Genomic DNA, 20299 nt, shown 5'->3' with positions numbered 1-20299 from the left:
TTTGGCTTCGAATGAAGTCAGACAATACGTCATGTGCAGTAAGACAGTAACCGCACAATCGATTAATCTAGGCCGTTTTTTTGCCCGCCCCCAGGAGCATTGCCATGCCTGTCCGTGAAATCCGCCACCCGTTGATTCGCCACAAACTCGGCCTGATGCGCCGTGCCGATATCAGCACCAAGAATTTCCGCGAGCTGGCTCAGGAAGTCGGCGCCCTGCTCACCTATGAAGCCACCGCCGATCTGCCGCTGGAAAACTACGATATCCAGGGCTGGGCCGGCACCGTGCAGGTCGAGAAAATCGCCGGCAAGAAAATCACCGTGGTGCCGATCCTGCGCGCCGGCATCGGCATGCTCGACGGCGTGCTCAGCCTGATTCCGGGCGCCAAGGTCAGCGCCGTGGGCGTGGCGCGCAACGAAGAAACCCTTCAAGCGCACACTTACCTGGAAAAGCTGGTGCCGGAAATCAACGAGCGTCTGGCGATGATCATCGACCCGATGCTGGCCACCGGCAGTTCCATGGTCGCCACCATCGACCTGCTGAAGAAAGCCGGTTGCCGTGAGATTCGCGCCATGGTGCTGGTCGCCGCCCCCGAGGGCATTGCCGCCGTCGAAAAGGCGCACCCGGACGTGCTGGTATACACCGCCTCGATCGACGAGCGCTTGAACGAACACGGTTACATCATTCCGGGCCTGGGCGATGCCGGCGACAAGATTTTCGGCACCAAGCAGAAGGACGCCTGAATAAATGAAGCCCGACGAGTTCAATGATCCTCTGTGGCGCACGGTGCTGTCAGGGGCGCAGATGCTGTTCGTGGCCTTCGGCGCGCTGGTATTGATGCCGCTGATTACCGGGCTTGATCCCAACGTCGCGCTGTTTACCGCTGGCCTGGGCACCTTGTTGTTCCAGCTGGTCACCGGGCGTCAGGTGCCGGTGTTCCTGGCTTCAAGCTTTGCCTTTATCACCCCGATCATTCTTGCCAAGGGCCAGTTCGGCCTGGCCGCCACCATGGGCGGCGTGATGGCGGCGGGCTTTGTCTACACCTTCCTGGGTCTTGCGGTGAAGATCAAAGGCACCGGTTTCATTGATCGCTTGCTGCCGCCGGTGGTCATCGGTCCGGTGGTGATTTCCATCGGCCTGGCCATGGCGCCGATTGCAGCGAACATGGCGATGGGCAAGTCCGGCGACGGCGCCGAGTTGATCCCTTACCAGACCGCCATGTGGATCTCCATGCCGGCGCTGCTGACCACCCTGATCGTGGCGGTGTTCGGCCGCGGCATCTTCAAACTGGTGCCGATCATTTCCGGCGTGCTGGTGGGCTTTGCCATGGCGTTCTGGTTCGGTGTGGTCGACACCGCCAAAATCGCCGCCGCGCCGTGGCTGGCGATGCCGCATTTCACGGCACCGGAATTCAACTGGCAGGCGATTCTGTTCATCGTTCCGGTGGCGCTGGCACCGGCCATCGAGCACATCGGCGGGGTGATTGCGGTCGGCAGCGTGACGGGCCGTGATTATCTGAAAAAGCCTGGCTTGCACCGCACGCTATTGGGCGACGGTATCGCCACCACCACTGCCGGCCTGTTTGGCGGCCCGCCCAACACCACCTATGCCGAAGTGACCGGTGCGGTGATGCTGACCAAGAACTACAACCCGAAAATCATGACCTGGGCGTCGATCTTCGCCATCAGCCTGGCGTTCGTCGGCAAATTCGGCGCGCTGCTGCAAAGCATTCCGGTGCCGGTCATGGGCGGCATTCTGTGCCTGCTGTTCGGCTCCATCGCAGCGGTGGGCCTGAACACCATGATCCGCCACAAGGTCGACCTGAACGAAGCGCGCAACCTGGTGATCGTCTCGGTCACGCTGGTGTTCGGGATCGGCGGTGTGTTGATCGGCAGCGGCACCGGGCCCGATGATTTCGGCCTCAAGGGCATCGCCCTGTGTGCGATCACCGCCATTGCCCTGAACCTGATTCTGCCGGGCAATGACGGCTGGAAGCACAAGCAAGGAAACGACGTTTAAGACCGGCGTTGTTCCAGGGCTGGCGCGCGCTCACACAGGATATTGAGCGCCGCTGCCCAGTTGGGATCGTCATTCAGGCACGGCACCAGCACCAGTTCATCACCGCCGGCCTCCTTGAACTGTTCAGCACCGCGATCGCCGATCTCCTCCAGCGTCTCGATGCAATCGGCGACAAACGCCGGGCACATCACCAACAGGCGTTTGACGCCCTGGGCGGCCAGCTCTTCGAGGCGCTGCTCGGTGTAGGGTTCGATCCACTTGGCCCTGCCCAGCCGTGACTGGAACGACACCGACCACTTGCCCTCGGGAATACCGATCAACTTGGCGAAGGCGGCTGCCGACTGGATGCACTGTGCGCGGTAGCAGGTGGCAAGCACTTCGGGCGGCGCCTTGAGGCAGCACTCGTTGTCCTGAAAGCAGAAGTTGCCGGTCGGGTCGAGCTTGCGCAGGTGCCGCTCCGGCAAACCGTGAAAGCTCAGCAGCAGATGGTCATAAGGCTGCTCAAGGTGCGGGCGCACGCTCTGCACCAGCGCATCGAGGTACTCAGGCTGGTCATAGAACGGCTGGACCACAGAGAACTGCATGTCCAGCTTGTGCTCACGCACCACCCGCTTGGCCTCCTCGATCACGGTGGTCACCGTGCTGTCGGCAAACTGTGGGTACAACGGCGCCAGCGTGACCTTGCGAATGCCCTGCCCGGCCAGGCGCTGCAACACCGACTCGATGGACGGCTGGCCATAACGCATGGCCAGCTCTACCGGCCCCTGCGTCCACTGGTTGCGCATTTGCGTCTGCAAACGGCGGCTGAGTTCGACCAGCGGCGAGCCCTCGTCCCACCAGATCGAGGCATAGGCATGCGCCGACTGTTCGGGCCGCTTGATCAGGATCAGCGACACCAGCAAACGCCGCACCGGCCATGGCAGGTCAATGACATACGGGTCCATCAGAAACTGATTGAGGTAGCGGCGCACGTCCGCGACGCTGGTGGACGCGGGCGAGCCCAGATTGATCAGCAACAGCGCATGATCGGTCATGCAAGATCCTATTTTCAGTGAGGGTCCAGCACGTTACGCAGGGCGTCGTGCAATTGGGTAAAACGGAAGGTGTAGCCGGCCTCTTGCAGACGGGTCGGCCGCGCACGCTGGCCGCCGAGCAGCAGCCCGGACATCTCGCCGAGCAGAATGCGCAGCGCCAGCCCCGGCATGGGCATGAACGCCGGGCGATTCAACACGCCGCCCAGAGTCTTGGCGAATTCGCGGTTACGCACCGGCGCGGGCGCACACAGATTATAAGGACCGCGCGCATCGCTGTGGTTGAGGAGAAAGTCGATGGCGCCAACCTGATCGTCGATGTGTACCCAGGGCATCCATTGCCGACCGTTGCCGATCGGTCCACCCAGGCCCAGCTTGAACGGCGGCAGCAGGCGCTGAACCATACCGCCCTGGCCCGACACCACAAGACCGGTGCGCAACAGCACCACGCGCACACCCAATGCCTCGGCGCGCTGGGCGGTTTCTTCCCAGGCCAGGCACAGGTGGCTGGCAAAGTCTTCCTTGACCGGCTGGGCAGTCTCGTCCAGCTCACGCTCGCCACCGTCGCCGTACCAACCCACCGCCGAGCCCGACAGCAAAACCTGCGGCCGCTGCGGCTGGCGTTCGATCCAGGCCAGCACTTGCTCGGTCAGGTGAATGCGGCTTTCCCACAACAGCAGGCGGCGCTTGCGGGTCCAGGGCCGATCGGCAATCGGCGCACCGGCCAGGTTGACCACGGCATCGACCGTCTGGCCGTCCAGTTCCTGCAGTTGAACGATGCCGCGCACCTGCTCACCGCACCGTCGCGGGACCTGCTCGGGATGGCGGCTCAAGACCGTCAGCTGGTGCCCTTGGGCCTGCCAGAACTGGCAAAGTGCTTTACCGATCAAACCTGTACCGCCGGTCAGCAAGATGTGCATGGCAGGTATCCTTAAGTGGCGTTCGCGGCCATTGAGTAGTCTATTTCTTGCAGGTTGTGCTTATTCATCAAGCGAGAGCCTTAGCTGAAACATAGGCCACACCTGAAAAGATTTGGAGCTTTACTGCCCGAACCGGGTAGTTGGCCCATTGTCTATTAGCTACAGACTGACCGTCATGGACCGTACGAGTTGCAGAGCCCTCGTCACTGCCGAAATGTGAACGACTGCAACCTATACCAAAGAACAAGATTGTACAGGTTTTAAGGACGGCGTAGTCTGTGCAGACAAGGTAACGAGGCCCCTATGACTGTACCCATCGCAATCATCGGTACCGGTATCGCCGGACTCTCCGCCGCCCAGGCGCTCACCACTGCCGGGCACGCCGTACACCTTTTCGACAAGAGCCGCGGCAGCGGCGGACGCATGTCCAGCAAGCGCAGCGACGCAGGCTCTCTGGACATGGGCGCGCAGTATTTCACTGCCCGCGACCGTCGTTTCGTGGCCGCCGTCAATCAATGGCAAGCCAGTGGCTGGGTCGCCGAATGGACCCCTTCGCTGTACAACTTCCATGGTGGCCGGCTCAGCCCTTCGCCGGACGAACAGGTTCGCTATGTCGGTACGCCCGGCATGAGCGCCATCACCCGGGCGATGCTCGGTGATCTGCCCGTGACCTTTTCCTGCCGCATCACCGATGTCTTTCGTGGCGCCGAACACTGGCACCTGCAAGACGCCGATGGCCAGAATCACGGGCCCTTCAGTCATGTGATCGTCGCCACTCCGGCACCGCAGGCCACAGCCTTGCTGGCCGCAGCACCGAAACTGGCCGCCGTGGCCGCCGGCGTCAAGATGGACCCGACCTGGGCGGTGGCGCTGGCGTTCAGCACGCCGTTGCAGACCTCGATGCAAGGTTGCTTCGTGCAGGACAGCCCGCTCGACTGGCTGGCCTGCAACCGCAGCAAACCCGGACGCGACGGTGACCTCGACACCTGGATATTGCACGCCACCAGCACCTGGAGCCGCGAGCATGTCGACATGCCCAAGGAAACGGTGATCGAACACCTGCATGGCGCCTTTGCCGAACTGCTCGACTGCAGCATGCCGGCCCCGGTGTTCAGCCTCGCCCACCGCTGGCTCTACGCCCGTCCCGCCGGCGCACATGAATGGGGCGTGCTGTCCGACGCCGACCTGGGTATTTACGCGTGCGGCGACTGGTGCCTGTCGGGCCGGGTCGAAGGCGCCTGGCTCAGCGGCCAGCAAGCCGCCCGCCGCCTGCTTGAACACATCCGTTGAATCGGCTCAACCCACGCAAGCTGCTGCTGTCGAAATGGACAGCGGCAGCCCCGCAGAACCGTGAAAAGCACTTTCTGGTGACCGAGCTGTTTCGCGACGAAGAAGGCACGGTGCTGGAAATCGAATTGCAGGCCGTGCTGACCGGGCGCAATCAACGCCTGCCCTGGCAAGTCTTGCAGGATGCCGAGCACTGGCGCATGGGCTGGCAATGACCAAAAACCTTGTACAAAGAATTTGACTTGTACAACCTCGCATCTATCATGAACTTCAATTGTACAAAGCAGGTCTTCTGTACAAGTTCATGAGTCGAGGTGTGCAATGTTCCAGTCTGTGATCGATAAACCTAAACTGGGCGTCAGCGCCTGCCTGATGGGTGTCGAGGTCCGTTTCAATGGCGGCCACAAGCAGTCCGACCTGTGCACTCAGGCGCTGGACACCTATTTCGATTTCATCCCCGCCTGCCCGGAGGTCGCCATCGGCATGGGCGTGCCCCGCGAGCCGATCCGGCTGGTAGGCGACATCGACAAGCCGCAAGCCGTCGGCACCGTGCATCCCGAGCTGGACGTCACCCAGGCGCTGGCCGATTACGGCGAGCACATGGCTGATACGATGAGCGATATCAGTGGCTACATCTTCATGCAGAAGTCGCCTTCGTGTGGCCTGGAGCGGGTCAAGGTGTACCGCGAAAACGGCGCACCTTTCGATGGCGGCGGTCGTGGTATCTATGCCCAGGCATTCTGCGCACGCCACCCGGACTTGCCGGTCGAGGAAGATGGCCGGCTCAATGACCCGGTATTGCGTGAAAACTTCATCACCCGCGTCTATGCCTACGCGGCCTGGCAGCGACTGCTCAAGGCCGGCATCAGCCGCCGCGCCCTCACCGACTTTCATTCGCGCTACAAGTACCAGGTCATGGCCAGTGATGTGGTTCAATACCACGCCTTGGGCAAACTCCTCGGCAGCATGGGCCGTAGCGACCCGAACGACATTGCTGCGCAGTATTTCAGCCAGTTGATGCAAGCCCTGAAAAAATGCGCCACACGGCGCGGGCACACCAACGTGTTGCAGCACCTGAGCGGCTATCTCAAGCAGACCCTGAGCCGCGACGATAAACAGGAACTGCAGGGGCTGATTACCCAGTACCGTCAGGGTATCGTGCCGCTGGTCGTACCGCTGACCTTGCTCAAGCATCACTTCCGTCATCACCCGGACCCGTATGTTGCCCTGCAGGTTTACCTGCAGCCGCACCCGGAACCTCTTAGCCTGCGAAATGCGATCTGACCATGAAACCAGCCCCCCTCCAGGAACCTGACACACAGGACCCCGCTGCCGCCTGCCCCTTGCCGGACGGCTGGCTGCCAATCCGTGAAGTCGCCCGCCAGACCGGTGTCAATGCCGTGACGCTGCGCGCCTGGGAGCGTCGTTACGGGCTGATTGTCCCGCACCGCACCGCCAAGGGTCATCGGCTGTATTCCGACGACCATGTGCAGCGGGTCATGAAAATCCTCACCTGGCTCAACCGCGGCGTTTCGGTCAGCCAGGTCAAGGCCTTGCTGGACAACGACAGTGTCATCACGCTGCCTTCCGGCAATGACTGGGACACCTTGCGTCAGGCACTCCTGCACGCCATCGCCGGGCTGGCCGAGCGACGGGTCGACGACCTGTTCAATCAGGCCATGGCCCTGTATCCGCCGCGAACCCTGTGCGAGCAGTTGTTGATGCCGCTGCTGGCCGATCTGGAACAGCGCTGGCAGAACCCGTTCGGCAGCCAGATGGAGCGGATGTTTTTCCACTCCTGGCTGCGCAGCAAATTCGGCGCCCGGATCTATCACAACAACCGCCAGCTCAGCGGCCCGCCGCTGTTGCTGGTCAATCAGTCGGACCTGCCGCTGGAACCTCATCTGTGGCTGGCGGCCTGGCTGATCAGCAGCGCCGATTGCCCGGTCGAAGTCTTCGACGGGCCGCTGCCGGTGGGTGAACTGGCGCTGGCAGCCGAATACCTCGCCCCGCGAGCGGTGCTGCTGTATTCCAGCAAGGCCCTGAACCTTGGCCAGTTGCCGAAACTGTTGAGCAATATCCATTGCCCGATCGTGATCAGCGGCCCGGCGGTGGTTATCCACCAGGACGAATTGCCCGCCAGCACCGACGCGATTGCCAACCTGAGCCTGACCCGCGACCCGCTTGAAGCGCACAGCGAGCTGAACAGACTCGGGCTTATCTGACTCATCTGAAAACTGGAACTGCCCATGCAATTGCTTTGGCTGCGCAGCGATTTGCGCGTTCACGACAACACCGCTCTCAATGCCGCCCTCGGCAAAGGTCCGACCGTGGCGGTCTTTCTGCTCAGCCCGACGCAATGGCAGCGCCATGACGATGCCGCGTGCAAAGTCGACTTCTGGCTGCGCAACCTGGCTGAACTGGAAAAAGCCTTGGGCAAGCTCAATGTGCCGCTGCTGATCCGTGAAGCCGACACCTGGGACAAGGCGCCCAAGGTGCTGGGCGCGCTGTGCCAGGAATTGAAAGTCGAAGCGTTGCACGTCAACGAAGAATACGGCGTCAACGAAACCCGTCGTGACCAGGCCGTGCAGCAGGCACTGGAAAAAGCCGGCATCAGCTGGCACAGCCATCTGGACCAGTTGCTGTTCCCGCCGGGCAGCATCCTGACCAAAAGCGACCAGTACTTTCAGGTGTACAGCCAGTTTCGCAAGGTCTGCTATTCACGCCTGCACACGGCAACGCCGCACCCGCATCGTCTGCACAGCGCGCAACAGCCGCTGTCGATCAAGAGCGATCCGATACCGGCCACCGTCAAAGGCTTCGATACACCCAATGAAGCACTGCGCGCGTTGTGGCCTGCCGGTGAGGCCGAGGCGAAAAAGCGTCTGGATGCGTTCAGCGACGAGCAGATTCACTATTACGAAAGCGAGCGCGACTTTCCGGCCAAGCCGGGCACCAGTCAGTTGTCCGCGTATCTGGCCGCCGGGGTGATTTCGCCGCGCCAGTGCCTGCATGCCGCACTGAACAGTAATCAGGGTGAGTTCGACAGCGGCAACACCGGCAGCGTGACCTGGATCAACGAGCTGCTGTGGCGCGAATTCTACAAACACATTCTGGTCGGCTACCCACGGGTTTCGATGCACCGGGCCTTCCGTAGCGAAACCGAAGCCCTGCCCTGGCGCAATGCGCCCAAAGACTTGCAAGCCTGGCAAGAGGCCCGCACCGGGCTGCCGATCATCGATGCCGCCATGCGCCAACTGCTCGAAACCGGCTGGATGCACAACCGCCTGCGCATGGTCGTTGCGATGTTTCTGACCAAAAACCTGCTGATCGACTGGCGCGAAGGCGAGCGCTTTTTCATGCGCCACCTGATCGACGGCGATCTGGCGGCCAACAATGGTGGCTGGCAGTGGAGTTCTTCGACCGGCACGGACTCGGTGCCGTACTTCCGCATCTTCAATCCGTTATCACAGTCGCAACGATTTGATCCCGAAGGCCGCTTTATCAAACAGTGGCTGCCGGAACTGGCGGGGTTGAATAAAAAAGAAGTGCACGACCCGGCAGCGAGCGGCGGGTTGTTCGGGGTGGACGGCTATCCGAAGCCTATCGTCGATCTGAGCGCAAGCCGCGCAAGGGCACTGGAGGCTTTCAAAAACCTGCCAAAGCGCGGCTCGACTTGATTTTAGAACGGCATCTTGTAGTGCAGGGCGAAGCTTTCGGCGCCATCGTTCGGCTGCTTGATGCCGGCGTTGGAGTAGTGGGTAGCGCGAATGCCCACTTCGTGGCCGCCCTTGAAGCGCAGGCCAAAGCCGATGCGGTCTTCGAAGTTGAAAGAGCTGCCCAGGTTGTTGCTCTCAAGCTGGGTGTTGGCAAACGCCGAAACACCGATGCCTGCTTCAATGTAAGGTTTCACACTGTCGCCCGCGAACTCGTACACCAGAACCGGCGAGAACGACAGGCTGTGGTTGCTGGAAGTCTTGTCACCTTCCCAGAAGGTGTACGCCGCATCCCAGTAACCGGTCAGACGCCCCACGTCGCTTTGCAGCCAGCTCTTGTCCCAATCAAATTGAACACCCAGACGATACGTCATGGTCGAGTCACTGGTTTGACCGACCGAAAACTCGACGCCGTCGGCTTGTGCTACAGCAATTTGCCCCATCGTTGCAGCCACAAGTGCAGCCACACAAAAAAGTCGTTTCATCAGAAACATCCTGTGCTAATCACGCCGTTGTAGTTTTTTCGAAGCTTTTTTCAGACCTGTTTATAGAAATCCGTTACAGAACATTAGTTCAGCGTTGTAACGAGGATTTCACACTTTTTTTACAAATCGAAGCTTCGCACAGCGTGGGATTTTTTCCATAGGACAGGTAGGATTTTTCTGAAATTGTCCGAATCGCCACTGGTCCAGAACACGGTTTCACGCGCAGGGCCATAAGCGGCCAGTTCGCGTTGCGTCAATAAACGCTGCAATTGCCGGGCAACCGCTCTTCCGGTGTCGATCAGCGTCACGCTGTCGGGCACCATCTGACGCAGCAGCGGCTTGAGGAAGGGATAGTGCGTACAGCCCAGAATCAGCGTGTCACAGCCTTGAGCCAGCAAGGGTTCGACATAGCCTTGCAACAGTTGCCGGATGGCCGCGCTGTGCAGGTCGCCGGTTTCGATCAGTTCGACCAGCCCCGGGCACGGCTGAGTGACCACCCGCACATCGTTGGCAAAACGGTCGAGCAAGGCGGCAAAGCGCGCGCTCTGCAAGGTGCCGGTGGTGGCCAGCACGCCGACCACACCGCTGCGCGTCGCCTCGGCTGCCGGTTTGACCGCAGGCTCCATGGCCACGATCGGCCAGTCGGGATAACGCTCGCGCAATGGCGCCGCGGCCGCCGCCGTTGCCGTGTTGCACGCCAGTACCAGCGCCTTAGCGCCCTGGGCATGAAAGAAGCCGGCAATCGTCATGCAACGCTGGACGATGAATTGCGGGGTCTTTTCGCCGTAAGGCACATGCCCGCCATCGGACAGATAGCACAGCGATTCGGCAGGCAGCAGCTGGCGAATCTCGTCCAGCACCGACAGCCCGCCGACACCGGAGTCGAACACGGCCACCGGCGCCTCGCGGCCATGGCTCATCTGCACGTCGGTCATGAATTCAGGACACTCCGCCACACACTGCACAAGCCGGATCACGGCGTACTTTCAGTTCGCGAAAACGGCTGCCCAGCGCATCGATCAACAGCAGACGACCGACCATGGGCTCACCGAATCCGGCCAGCAACTTGAGCGCTTCAAGGGCTTGCAGGCTGCCGACCAGGCCCACCAGCGGGCCGACCACGCCGGCTTCGCTGCAGGTCAGTTCTTCATCGCTGCCATGCCCGTAAAGACAGTGGTAGCAAGGGCTTTGCGCATTGCGCGAATCGAACACCGACAACTGCCCTTCCAGGCGAATCGCCGCGCCGCTGACCAGAGGCTTGCGCGCTGCAACGCACGCGGCGTTGACTGCCTCGCGGGTCGAAAAGTTGTCGCAGCAGTCGAGCACCAGATCGACCCCGGCCACCGCAGCCGCCAGGGAATCGGCATCCAGCGCCTGCCGATGCGCCACCAGCCGGACTTCGGGATTGAGTGCCGTCAGCCGCGTCATCGCCGAATCGACCTTGGACAGGCCGACGCTGTGGCTGTCGTGGACGATCTGGCGTTGCAGGTTGGTCAGGTCGACGCTGTCGAAGTCGGCCAGGTGCAACTCACCGACGCCCGCAGCGGCCAGATACAGCGCCACCGGCGAACCCAGCCCGCCTAAACCGACGATCAATACGCGGCTGGCCTTGAGGCGCAACTGACCGTCGATATCGACGTGTTGCACCAGAATCTGCCGGCTGTAGCGCAGCAGCTCTTCATCACTCAGGCCTGCATCCGTCAGCACGGCAGGCTGCCGAAGGTGATGCGCTCGTGATCGCCCAGATCGCGGCGCGTCTGGATGCGTTCATAGCCATGCTGCAACAGCAGTTCGCGCACCGCCGCGCCCTGGTCGTAACCGTGTTCAAGCATCAACCAGCCGCCGGCATTCAGATAGCCCGGCGCCTGCTCGATGATATTGCGCAGATCGTCCAGACCATCGCTGCCCGCGACCAGCGCACTGCTGGGCTCGAAGCGCACATCGCCTTCGCTCAGGTGCGGATCGCTGTCAGCGATGTACGGCGGGTTGCTCAGGATCAGGTCGAAACGTTCACCGGCCAGCGCTTCAAACCAGTGGCTTTGCACGACACGGGCATTGTCCAGGCGCAGCCGCTGGCGATTACGCTCGGCCAGCGCCACCGCTTCCGGCACACGGTCGACGGCGGTGACCTGCCAGGCTTGCCTCTCATGGGCCAGGGCCAGGGCGATGGCGCCACTGCCGGTGCCCAGGTCCAGAATCCGCGCGCTGGCAAATGTCGGCACCTGCTCCAGGGCCGCTTCTACCAGCATTTCGGTTTCCGGCCGCGGGATCAGCGTATGCGGCGCCACTTCCAGATCAAGCTTCCAGAAACCCTGCTGGCCGAGAATGTACGCCACCGGCTCGCCCAGGCGGCGACGCGCCAGGTAACCGGAGAAGGCCACGGCCGCCTCGGTACTGACGATGCGCTCGGGCCAGGTGTGCAGAAAGCTGCGCGGCTTGCCCAGCGCGGCGGCCAGCAACAGTTCGGCATCCAGACGCGCGGTCGGTGAATCGGGAAGTTCAGCACTTCTTAACAGGCTGGCGATGATGGTCATTTATTCACCCAGTGCCGCAAGTTGGTCTGCCTGATATTCGGACAGCAGCGGTTCTATCACTGCATCGACTCCACCGCTCAAAACTTCATCGAGCGAATACAAGGTCAGATTGATGCGGTGATCCGTCACTCGCCCTTGGGAGTAGTTATAGGTACGAATGCGCTCGGAGCGGTCGCCCGAGCCCACCAGCAGCTTGCGCTCGGTGGCAATGGCATTGGCCGCTGCACTGGTCTGTATGTCGTTGAGTTTGGCAGACAACCAGGACATTGCCCGGGCACGGTTCTTGTGTTGCGAACGCTCTTCCTGGCACTCCACAACGATGCCGGTGGGCAAGTGCGTGATGCGGATCGCCGAATCGGTCTTGTTGATGTGCTGACCACCGGCACCCGACGCACGATAGGTGTCGACGCGCAGGTCGGCCGGGTTGATCTCGATGGCCTGCTGCTCATCGGGCTCGGGCAGCACCGCAACGGTGCAGGCCGAGGTGTGGACGCGCCCCTGGGATTCGGTTTCCGGCACGCGCTGAACACGGTGCGCACCGGACTCGAACTTGAGTTTGCCGTAGACGCTGTCGCCCTCGACCCGGGCAATGATCTCTTTATAGCCGCCGTGCTCGCCTTCGTTCTCCGACAGCACTTCAACGCGCCAGCCACGCCGCTCGGCATAACGCGAGTACATGCGGAACAGGTCGCCGGAAAAAATCGCCGCCTCGTCACCGCCGGTGCCGGCGCGGATCTCAAGAAATACGTTGCGACCGTCGTTGGGGTCCTTGGGCAGCAGCATGCGTTGCAGGTTGGCTTCGATCACCTGCAACTGTTGCCTGGCTTCGCGGACTTCCTCGACAGCCATCTCGCGCATGTCCGGGTCGTTGTCCTTGAGCAGCGCCTGGGCGCCCTCAAGGTCCGCCTGCACCTTGACGCGTTGCTTGTAGACCTCGATAACCGGCTCGACCTCGGCGTATTCGCGCGAGTAGGCACGAAATTTCGTCTGGTCGCTGATCACCTCCGCGTCGCCCAGCAGCGCGGTCAGTTCCTCGAAACGGTCGCTGAGCACATCCAGCTTATTGAGCAGTGAAGCTTTCATTGCGGGGGTTTATCCGTCGAGCCCTCACCGAGGGCAAATAGTTCCTGGGCCATGGCCAGCGCATCGACGCGGCCCTCGGCAGACAGTTTCTTGAGCTGCACACTGGGAGCATGCAGCAATTTGTTGGTCAGGCCACGCGCGAGCTGCACCAGCACGTCCTCGGCATTGGCGCCGTTGGCGAGCAGGCGCTGAGCCTTGCTCAACTCGTCGTCGCGCAGCCGTTCGCTCTGTTGCCGATAGGCCTTGAGCACATCCACCGCCGCCAGCTCGCGCAGGCGCAACATGAATTCCCCGGCACCGACCTCGACCAGCGCCTCGGCCGCCAGTGCGGCGCCCTGGCGCGACTTGAGGTTTTCGGCGACCACTTCGTGCAAGTCATCGACGGTGTACAGGTAAACGTCGTCCAGCTCACCGACTTCAGACTCGATATCGCGCGGTACAGCGATGTCGACCATAAAGATCGGCTTGTGCTTGCGCAGCTTCAACGCGCTTTCTACCGCGCCCTTGCCCAGAATCGGCAACTGGCTGGCGGTCGAGCTGATAACGATATCGCTGTTGACCAGCTCCGCCGGAATATCCGACAGCAATACCGCATGGGCACCGAACTCGGCGGCCAGGATACTGGCGCGCTCCAGAGTCCGGTTGGCAACCACGATACGCTTGACGCCCAGATCGTGCAGGTGCCGCGCCACCAGGGTGATGGTTTCGCCGGCGCCGATCAGCAGCGCCTGGCTGCGTTGCAGGTCGCTGAAAATCTGTTTGGCCAGGCTCACGGCGGCAAACGCCACCGACACCGGGTTCTCGCCAATGGCGGTATCGGTACGCACCTGCTTGGCAGAACTGAAGGTCGCCTGAAACAAGCGGCCCAGCAATGGCCCGACGGTGCCAGCCTCGCGGGCCACGGCATAGGCCGACTTCATCTGGCCGAGAATCTGCGGCTCGCCGAGCACCAGCGAGTCGAGCCCGGAGGCGACCCGCATCATGTGCCGCACCGCAGCGTCATCTTCATGCACATAAGCACTGGCGCGCAGCTCATCGAGGCTAAGCTGGTGGTAGTTGGCCAGCCAGGCGAGGATCGCCTCGGGCGCCAGGTGTTCGTGTTCGATGTACAACTCGCTGCGGTTGCAGGTCGACAGGATTGCCGCTTCCCGGCTGTGGGTCAGGCGGCAAAGCTGTTGCAGGGCCTCAACCAACTGCTCGGGCGTAAAAGCCACGCGCTCGCGGACGTCTACCGAGGCAGTCTTATGGTTGATACCAAGTGCAAGGAAGGCCATTCAGGGTCGCTGGTGGTGACGTGAAGCCGGCAATTGTCCTACTTCGATAGACTTAGAACAACCACCGCATATTATTGTCCCACTAGAATCGGGGCTGGATGGCACACCTGATGGCACGCGCAACGCCGCATGCCGGGCCGCCAGCAGATTTTCAGGTGGCTGTGGGTTTTGCCGACAGCCTTGTGTCATGATGCTCCAAACCGCAGGTAGCCGCTCCTCCTTATATGAATAGATCTTCCGCGCTGTTCCTCGCCCTCGTCCTGCTCGGCGGTTGCCAGTCCATGGCCACAGTCGACACACCGCCGGCGCAGGCCCAGAAAGACCCGACTCCAGCGCCTGAAGCCAAGCCGACGGTCTATGGCTCGTTCACCCAGGACCAGCTGTTTAGTCTGCTGAGTGCCGAGCTTGCCGGGCAACGCAATCGTTTTGACATCGCCCTGGACAACTACGTGACCCAGGCGGTCAATACCCAGGACCCGGCCGTCTCCGAGCGGGCCTTCCGCATTGCCGAATACCTGGGCGCCGACCAGGCTGCGCTGGACACCGCGCTGATCTGGGCACGCAACGACCCCGGCAACCTGGAATCGCAGCGCGCTGCCGCCATCCAGCTGGCCCGCGCCGGCCGCTACGATGACTCCATGCTGTACATGGAGCGCGTCCTGCAAGGCCAGGGCGACACCCATTTCGACTTCCTGGCACTGGCGGCGGCAGAAACCGACACCGGCACCCGCAATGGCCTGATCAAAAGCTTCGACCGCCTGCTGGGCAAATACCCGAGCAACGGTCAGTTGATCTTCGGCAAGGCCTTGCTGCTGCAACAGAACGGCGAGTCCGAGCAATCGCTGAAACTGCTCGAAGACCATCCGCCCAAGGAAGGCGAGATCGCTCCGATCCTGCTGCGCACGCGCCTGCTGCAAAGCCTGGGGCGCGGCGATGAAGGCCTGCCGATCCTCGAAAAAAGCATCAAGAAATACCCTGACGACAAGCGCCTGCGCCTGACCTATGCCCGCATGCTGGTCGAACAGAACCGCATGAACGACGCCAAGATCCAGTTCGCCAACCTGTTGCAGCAATACCCGGACGACGATGATCTGCGCCTGTCACTGGCACTGGTCTGCCTGGAAGCCCGGGCCTGGGACGAAGCAGCCGGCTACCTTGAAGAACTGGTGGCCCGCGATGCCCATGTCGACACCGCGCACCTGAATCTTGGCCGCATTTATGAAGAGCGCAACGATCCGCAAGGCGCGCTGGCCGAATACGAACAGGTCGGTCCCGGCACAGATTTCCTGCCTGCGCAGTTGCGTCAAAGCGATATTCTGATCAGCAACGGCAATGCCGCCGAAGCCTCGCGACGCTTGAGCGAGGCCCGCGACGAGCAGCCCGAGTTCGCGATTCAGTTGTACCTGATCGAAGCCGAGACCCTGACGACCAATAACCATGCCGAGCGTGGCTGGCAGGTGCTGAACAAGGCGCTCAAGCAGTACCCGGACGACCTGAATCTGCTGTACACCCGCGCCATGCTTGCGGAAAAGCGTGACGATCTGAAACAGATGGAAACCGACCTGCGGGCGATTCTGGCCCGCGAGCCGGAAAACGCCATGGCCCTCAACGCCTTGGGTTACACCCTGTCGGATCGCACCAATCGCTACGCCGAAGCCCGCGAACTGATCGAAAAAGCCCACCAGCTCAACCCCGATGACCCCGCCGTGCTCGACAGCCTTGGCTGGGTCAACTATCGCCTGGGGAATCTGGACGAAGCCGAGCGCCTGCTGCGCATGGCGCTTGAACGCTTCCCCGACCATGAAGTGGCCGCCCACCTGGGTGAAGTGCTGTGGGCCAAAGGTCAGCAGCGCGAAGCCCGCAAGGTCTGGGCCAAGGCCCTTGAAGAACAACCCGACAGCCCGGTCCTGCGCAGCACGCTGCTGCGCCTGACCGGCTCAGAGAAGCTTTGAACCCATGTATTTGCGCCACATCCTCGTAGTTACACTCATCGCCCTGCTTGCAGGCTGTACCGGTTTTGGCTCGCGCGAAGCCCTGCAAGGCAAAGGCGACCCTGCTCAATGGCGGGTACATAAACAGCAACTGACCGGCCTTGATGGCTGGCAGATAAATGGCAAGGTCGGCATTCGCGCACCCAAGGACTCCGGCAGCGGCACCCTGTTCTGGCTGCAACGCCAGGAGTACTACGACATTCGCCTGTCCGGCCCGCTGGGTCGCGGTGCTGCACGGCTGACCGGCCGTCAGGGCGCCGTGGCGCTGGAAGTGGCCAACCAGGGCCGCTTTGAAGCCGCCACCCCGGAAAGCCTGCTCGAAGCGCAACTGGGCTGGAAGCTGCCCGTTTCGCACCTGGTCTGGTGGATTCGCGGCCTGCCCGCACCGGACAGCAAGAGCCGCCTGGTGCTGGACGACGACAGCCGTCTGGCCAGCCTGGAGCAGGACGGCTGGCAGGTCGAATACCTCAGCTACATCGAGCAGAACGGCTACTGGCTTCCCGAGCGGGTCAAACTGCATGGTCAGGATCTGGACGTGACCCTGGTGGTCAAGGACTGGCAACCGCGCAAGCTGGGGCAATAAGCATGGCTGCACCGCAACTTGTTCTTCCTGCACCGGCCAAGCTGAACCTGATGTTGCATATCCTCGGCCGCCGCGCCGACGGTTATCACGAATTGCAGACCATCTTTCAGTTTCTCGATCACGGCGACGAACTGGGCTTTGCCCTGCGCGAAGACGCGCAGATCGTGTTACGCACCGATGTGCCGGGCGTCGCCCATGACAGCAACCTGATCGTGCGCGCCGCCCGCGCCCTGCAACAACAATCGGGCTGCACCCAGGGCATCGATATCTGGCTCGACAAGCGCCTGCCCATGGGCGGCGGCATCGGCGGCGGCAGCTCGGATGCCGCCACTACCCTGCTCGCCCTCAACCATCTGTGGCAACTGGGCTGGGATGAAAACCGCCTGGCCACGCTGGGCCTGAGCCTGGGTGCGGACGTGCCGGTGTTCATTCGCGGGCATGCTGCATTTGCCGAAGGCGTGGGCGAAATTCTCACGCCGGTTACGCCCGAAGAACCCTGGTATCTGGTGCTTGTTCCACAAGTCTCTGTAAGTACAGCAGAAATATTTTCCGATCCATTGTTGACACGTGATTCCAAGCCCATTAAAGTGCGCCCCGTTCCCGAGGGAAACGGTCGAAATGACTGTCAGGCAGTGGTTGAAAGGCGTTATCCAGAAGTACATAACGCATTGATACAGCTAGGTAAATATACCGAAGCAAAACTGACTGGAACTGGAAGTTGTGTGTTTGGGGCCTTCCCAAGCAAAGCTGAAGCTGATAAAGTCTCGGCCCTTCTTGCAGAGACCCTTACAGGGTTTGTAGCCAAAGGCAGCAATACTTCGTTATTGCACCGTAAACTGCAGAATCTGTAACAGGAACAGAGTGCCAGGCACTCAACAGCATCATCTACAGGGGCGTCGCCAAGCGGTAAGGCAGCAGGTTTTGATCCTGCCATGCGTTGGTTCGAATCCAGCCGCCCCTGCCATTTTCTCTATACTCATCCAGGTTACCCTCAGCCTCCAGGTACTGCGCGTGTCCAAGATGATGGTCTTTACGGGGAATGCCAACCCCGATCTGGCTCGGCGTGTAGTACGTCAGCTGCATATCCCTTTGGGTGATGTCTCCGTCAGTAAGTTCTCCGACGGCGAAATCAGTGCTGAGATCAATGAAAACGTCCGCGGTAAAGACGTCTTCATCATCCAGCCTACTTGCGCACCGACCAACGATAACCTGATGGAACTCGTCGTGATGGCTGATGCCTTCCGCCGCTCCTCAGCGTCCCGAATCACTGCTGTGATTCCCTACTTCGGTTATGCCCGCCAGGATCGCCGTCCGCGTTCCGCACGTGTTGCCATCAGCGCCAAAGTGGTTGCTGACATGCTCACCGTGGTGGGGATCGATCGTGTTCTCACGGTTGACCTGCACGCTGACCAGATTCAGGGTTTCTTCGATATTCCGGTAGATAACATCTACGGCTCCCCCGTACTGGTGGACGATATCGAAGACCAGCGCTTTGAAAACCTGATGATTGTCTCCCCGGACATCGGCGGCGTCGTGCGTGCACGTGCCGTTGCCAAGTCCCTGGGCGTCGATCTCGGGATCATCGACAAACGCCGTGAGAAAGCCAATCACTCCGAAGTGATGCATATCATCGGCGACGTCGAAGGGCGCACCTGTATTCTGGTCGACGACATGGTCGATACCGCAGGGACCCTGTGCCATGCTGCCAAAGCTCTCAAAGAGCATGGCGCGGCCAAGGTCTTCGCCTACTGCACACACCCTGTGCTGTCGGGCCGTGCGATCGAGAACATCGAAAATTCCGTGCTCGACGAACTCGTGGTGACCAACACCATCCCGTTGTCCGCCGCCGCACAAGCCTGTAGCCGTATCCGTCAACTGGATATCGCGCCGGTAGTTGCCGAAGCGGTCCGCCGCATCAGCAACGAAGAATCGATCAGCGCGATGTTCCGCTAGGGCCCTGCCCTGGCAATCATCGTGTCGACGAAAAGCGCCCCGCCCCGGTCATCTGGCCAGGGCGGGGCTTTTTTGCCCGTATCGGCCTGACGCTGGTCGCAAACGTCAGGCCGAATGGCTATTTTGGAGATACAACATGAACGATTTTACTTTGAATGCCGAAACGCGTTCCGACCTGGGGAAAGGTGCGAGCCGCCGCCTGCGTCGTCTCGCAAGCCTGGTTCCAGCTGTCGTTTACGGCGCTGACAAGGCTCCTGAGTCCATCAGCCTGCTGGCCAAGGACTTCGCCAAACTGCTCGAGAACGAAGCGGCTTACGCCCACGTTATCGCGCTGTCCGTCGATGGCAAGAAACAAGACGTCGTCATCAAGGCTCTGCAACGTCACCCAGCCAAGGGCCACGTACTGCACGCTGACTTCGTACGCGTTGTTGCAGGTCAGAAACTGACCGCTCTGGTTCCGGTTCACTTCATCAACGAAGAAGCTCCGGTCAAGAAAGGCGGCGAGATCTCGCACACCGTTACCGAGCTGGAAGTAAGCGTTCTGCCGAAAGACCTGCCTGAGTTCATCGAAGTTGACCTGGGCAACGCTGAAATCGGCACCATCATTCACCTGTCCGACCTCAAAGCTCCTAAAGGCGTTGAGTTCGTAGCACTGGCACACGGCACCGACCTGGCTATCGCCAACGTCCACGCGCCGCGTATCGCTGCTGAAGAAGAAGCTGGTGAAGAAGGCGCTGCCGAGTAATTCATTACCCGGTAATGCCGAGTTGCTCTGATAACATCGCGGGCCAGAGCGGCCGATGTTATCCACAACTCTAAGGAAGAGCCCCTGTCGTGAGCGCCATAAAACTGATCGTTGGCCTGGGAAATCCAGGCGCCGAATACGAACAGACCCGGCATAACGCAGGGGCTTTTTTCGTTGAGCGTATTGCTGCGGCCGAACGAATCAATCTCGTCGCCGAGCGCAAATTCTTTGGCCTGACCGGGCGCTTTTCGCACCAGGGTCAGGATGTTCGTCTGCTGATCCCCACCACCTACATGAACCGCAGCGGCCAGGCCGTGGCGGCACTCGCCGGTTTTTACCGTATCGGTATCGACGAGATTCTGGTGGCCCACGACGAACTCGATCTATCCCCAGGCGTTGCCAAACTGAAGGTTGGCGGCGGCCATGGCGGCCATAACGGTCTGCGCGACATCATTGCGCAGCTCGGTAACCAGAATACTTTCCATCGCTTGCGGGTCGGCATCGGCCACCCGGGCGATGCGAGCAAGGTGTCGGGTTTTGTCCTGGGTCGTGCGCCACGCGCCGAACAGGAAAAAATCGACACCAGTATCGACTTTGCCCTCGGCGTGCTGCCGGACATCCTCGCCGGTGAATGGAACCGCGCGATGAAAAACCTGCACAGCCAGAAGGCCTGACATC

General features: G+C 61.2%; 21 protein-coding genes and 1 tRNA gene. 14 read left to right on the top strand and 8 right to left on the bottom strand.

The genetic code is table 11. The features are described 5' to 3' along the window. The first annotated feature begins 104 nt into the window (after positions 1-104). Both upp and ACYAS9_RS19415 read left to right on the top strand, forming a co-directional pair. The gene (upp, locus tag ACYAS9_RS19420) at positions 105-743 is read left to right on the top strand and encodes a uracil phosphoribosyltransferase (RefSeq protein WP_463569873.1); all 639 of its coding nucleotides are present in this window, start codon (positions 105-107) and stop codon (positions 741-743) included. A gap of 4 nt (positions 744-747) precedes the next feature. Then, entirely contained in the window at positions 748-2019 is a 1272-nt protein-coding gene (locus ACYAS9_RS19415) for a uracil-xanthine permease family protein (RefSeq protein ID WP_463569872.1), read from the top strand. Here ACYAS9_RS19415 and hemH read toward each other — a convergent pair. Continuing rightward, a complete protein-coding gene (hemH, locus tag ACYAS9_RS19410) occupies positions 2016-3053 on the bottom strand; it encodes a ferrochelatase (protein WP_463569871.1) in 1038 nt (345 codons plus the stop codon). The two genes, ACYAS9_RS19415 and hemH, sit on opposite strands and share 4 nt — an antisense overlap. A 14-nt stretch (positions 3054-3067) precedes the next feature. Then, positions 3068-3970 (bottom strand): TIGR01777 family oxidoreductase, encoded by a 903-nt coding sequence (locus ACYAS9_RS19405; RefSeq protein WP_463569870.1) that lies wholly within the window; start codon positions 3968-3970, stop codon positions 3068-3070. A gap of 303 nt (positions 3971-4273) precedes the next feature. On the opposite strand from ACYAS9_RS19405, the gene ACYAS9_RS19400 reads away from it, so the two are divergent. The 5 genes from ACYAS9_RS19400 (at position 4274) to phrB (ending at position 8937) form a co-directional block, all read left to right on the top strand. After that, positions 4274-5260, top strand: coding sequence for an NAD(P)/FAD-dependent oxidoreductase (locus tag ACYAS9_RS19400; protein WP_463569869.1), 987 nt, complete (start codon positions 4274-4276; stop codon positions 5258-5260). Beyond that, positions 5257-5472, top strand: a complete 216-nt coding sequence (locus ACYAS9_RS19395) for a TIGR02450 family Trp-rich protein (RefSeq protein WP_463569868.1) — start codon at positions 5257-5259, stop codon at positions 5470-5472. Before ACYAS9_RS19400 ends, ACYAS9_RS19395 begins: the two co-directional genes overlap by 4 nt. Positions 5473-5578: 106 nt before the next feature. Beyond that, positions 5579-6541 carry a YbgA family protein gene (locus tag ACYAS9_RS19390; RefSeq protein ID WP_463569867.1) on the top strand — a complete coding sequence of 321 codons (963 nt, stop codon included), beginning with the start codon at positions 5579-5581 and terminating at the stop codon, positions 6539-6541. A gap of 2 nt (positions 6542-6543) precedes the next feature. Next, the gene (locus ACYAS9_RS19385; RefSeq protein WP_463569866.1) at positions 6544-7482 is read left to right on the top strand and encodes a MerR family transcriptional regulator; all 939 of its coding nucleotides are present in this window, start codon (positions 6544-6546) and stop codon (positions 7480-7482) included. A 24-nt stretch (positions 7483-7506) separates the two neighbouring features. Continuing rightward, on the top strand, positions 7507-8937 hold the full coding sequence (phrB, locus tag ACYAS9_RS19380) for a deoxyribodipyrimidine photo-lyase (RefSeq protein WP_463569865.1): 1431 nt from the start codon (positions 7507-7509) through the stop codon (positions 8935-8937). A gap of 2 nt (positions 8938-8939) precedes the next feature. Here phrB and ACYAS9_RS19375 read toward each other — a convergent pair whose 3' ends face one another. From ACYAS9_RS19375 to hemA, 6 genes are all read right to left on the bottom strand, one after another. Continuing rightward, on the bottom strand, positions 8940-9458 hold the full coding sequence (locus ACYAS9_RS19375; RefSeq protein WP_463569864.1) for an acyloxyacyl hydrolase: 519 nt from the start codon (positions 9456-9458) through the stop codon (positions 8940-8942). A 119-nt stretch (positions 9459-9577) separates the two neighbouring features. Then, positions 9578-10393, bottom strand: coding sequence for a glutamate racemase (gene murI, locus ACYAS9_RS19370; protein WP_463569863.1), 816 nt, complete (start codon positions 10391-10393; stop codon positions 9578-9580). A 4-nt stretch (positions 10394-10397) separates the two neighbouring features. After that, complete coding sequence (locus ACYAS9_RS19365) at positions 10398-11147, bottom strand: molybdopterin-synthase adenylyltransferase MoeB (protein ID WP_463570215.1); 750 nt, start codon at positions 11145-11147, stop codon at positions 10398-10400. An 11-nt stretch (positions 11148-11158) separates the two neighbouring features. Beyond that, the gene (gene prmC, locus ACYAS9_RS19360; protein ID WP_463569862.1) at positions 11159-11992 is read right to left on the bottom strand and encodes a peptide chain release factor N(5)-glutamine methyltransferase; all 834 of its coding nucleotides are present in this window, start codon (positions 11990-11992) and stop codon (positions 11159-11161) included. Continuing rightward, positions 11993-13075, bottom strand: coding sequence for a peptide chain release factor 1 (prfA, locus tag ACYAS9_RS19355; RefSeq protein ID WP_463569861.1), 1083 nt, complete (start codon positions 13073-13075; stop codon positions 11993-11995). Then, on the bottom strand, positions 13072-14349 hold the full coding sequence (gene hemA, locus ACYAS9_RS19350) for a glutamyl-tRNA reductase (RefSeq protein WP_463569860.1): 1278 nt from the start codon (positions 14347-14349) through the stop codon (positions 13072-13074). The genes prfA and hemA overlap by 4 nt, the downstream gene beginning before the upstream one ends. Positions 14350-14573: 224 nt before the next feature. Between hemA and ACYAS9_RS19345 the strand changes: the two genes are divergently transcribed. The 7 genes from ACYAS9_RS19345 (at position 14574) to pth (ending at position 20295) form a co-directional block, all read left to right on the top strand. Then, on the top strand, positions 14574-16301 hold the full coding sequence (locus ACYAS9_RS19345; RefSeq protein WP_463569859.1) for a tetratricopeptide repeat protein: 1728 nt from the start codon (positions 14574-14576) through the stop codon (positions 16299-16301). Positions 16302-16305: 4 nt separating this feature from the next. Beyond that, entirely contained in the window at positions 16306-16923 is a 618-nt protein-coding gene (lolB, locus tag ACYAS9_RS19340; protein ID WP_463569858.1) for a lipoprotein insertase outer membrane protein LolB, read from the top strand. 2 nt (positions 16924-16925) lie between these two features. Further along, complete coding sequence (gene ispE / locus ACYAS9_RS19335) at positions 16926-17774, top strand: 4-(cytidine 5'-diphospho)-2-C-methyl-D-erythritol kinase (protein WP_463569857.1); 849 nt, start codon at positions 16926-16928, stop codon at positions 17772-17774. Positions 17775-17812: 38 nt separating this feature from the next. Next, positions 17813-17887 (top strand) — tRNA-Gln (locus ACYAS9_RS19330). A gap of 47 nt (positions 17888-17934) precedes the next feature. Further along, entirely contained in the window at positions 17935-18876 is a 942-nt protein-coding gene (locus tag ACYAS9_RS19325; RefSeq protein ID WP_056841711.1) for a ribose-phosphate pyrophosphokinase, read from the top strand. A 136-nt stretch (positions 18877-19012) separates the two neighbouring features. Then, entirely contained in the window at positions 19013-19621 is a 609-nt protein-coding gene (locus ACYAS9_RS19320; RefSeq protein ID WP_463569856.1) for a 50S ribosomal protein L25/general stress protein Ctc, read from the top strand. Between the two features lie 89 nt (positions 19622-19710). After that, positions 19711-20295, top strand: coding sequence for an aminoacyl-tRNA hydrolase (gene pth / locus ACYAS9_RS19315; RefSeq protein WP_463569855.1), 585 nt, complete (start codon positions 19711-19713; stop codon positions 20293-20295). Positions 20296-20299 lie beyond the last annotated feature (4 nt).

It is taken from the genome of Pseudomonas sp. HP_08 (genome assembly GCF_055284095.1).
This window is presented reverse-complemented; position numbering and strand designations above follow the sequence as displayed.

What these genes read in the sequence shown, in the direction of transcription:
- hemH (WP_463569871.1), bottom strand. Translation starts at nt 3,053, where the DNA reads ATGACCGATCATGCGCTGTTGCTGATCAATCTGGGCTCGCCCGCGTCC.
- ACYAS9_RS19345 (WP_463569859.1), top strand. Translation starts at nt 14,574, where the DNA reads ATGAATAGATCTTCCGCGCTGTTCCTCGCCCTCGTCCTGCTCGGCGGT.
- murI (WP_463569863.1), bottom strand. Translation starts at nt 10,393, where the DNA reads ATGACCGACGTGCAGATGAGCCATGGCCGCGAGGCGCCGGTGGCCGTG.
- prfA (WP_463569861.1), bottom strand. Translation starts at nt 13,075, where the DNA reads ATGAAAGCTTCACTGCTCAATAAGCTGGATGTGCTCAGCGACCGTTTC.
- ACYAS9_RS19400 (WP_463569869.1), top strand. Translation starts at nt 4,274, where the DNA reads ATGACTGTACCCATCGCAATCATCGGTACCGGTATCGCCGGACTCTCC.
- ACYAS9_RS19415 (WP_463569872.1), top strand. Translation starts at nt 748, where the DNA reads ATGAAGCCCGACGAGTTCAATGATCCTCTGTGGCGCACGGTGCTGTCA.
- upp (WP_463569873.1), top strand. Translation starts at nt 105, where the DNA reads ATGCCTGTCCGTGAAATCCGCCACCCGTTGATTCGCCACAAACTCGGC.
- lolB (WP_463569858.1), top strand. Translation starts at nt 16,306, where the DNA reads ATGTATTTGCGCCACATCCTCGTAGTTACACTCATCGCCCTGCTTGCA.
- prmC (WP_463569862.1), bottom strand. Translation starts at nt 11,992, where the DNA reads ATGACCATCATCGCCAGCCTGTTAAGAAGTGCTGAACTTCCCGATTCA.
- phrB (WP_463569865.1), top strand. Translation starts at nt 7,507, where the DNA reads ATGCAATTGCTTTGGCTGCGCAGCGATTTGCGCGTTCACGACAACACC.
- ACYAS9_RS19320 (WP_463569856.1), top strand. Translation starts at nt 19,013, where the DNA reads ATGAACGATTTTACTTTGAATGCCGAAACGCGTTCCGACCTGGGGAAA.
- ACYAS9_RS19405 (WP_463569870.1), bottom strand. Translation starts at nt 3,970, where the DNA reads ATGCACATCTTGCTGACCGGCGGTACAGGTTTGATCGGTAAAGCACTT.
- hemA (WP_463569860.1), bottom strand. Translation starts at nt 14,349, where the DNA reads ATGGCCTTCCTTGCACTTGGTATCAACCATAAGACTGCCTCGGTAGAC.
- ispE (WP_463569857.1), top strand. Translation starts at nt 16,926, where the DNA reads ATGGCTGCACCGCAACTTGTTCTTCCTGCACCGGCCAAGCTGAACCTG.
- ACYAS9_RS19385 (WP_463569866.1), top strand. Translation starts at nt 6,544, where the DNA reads ATGAAACCAGCCCCCCTCCAGGAACCTGACACACAGGACCCCGCTGCC.
- ACYAS9_RS19375 (WP_463569864.1), bottom strand. Translation starts at nt 9,458, where the DNA reads ATGAAACGACTTTTTTGTGTGGCTGCACTTGTGGCTGCAACGATGGGG.
- ACYAS9_RS19390 (WP_463569867.1), top strand. Translation starts at nt 5,579, where the DNA reads ATGTTCCAGTCTGTGATCGATAAACCTAAACTGGGCGTCAGCGCCTGC.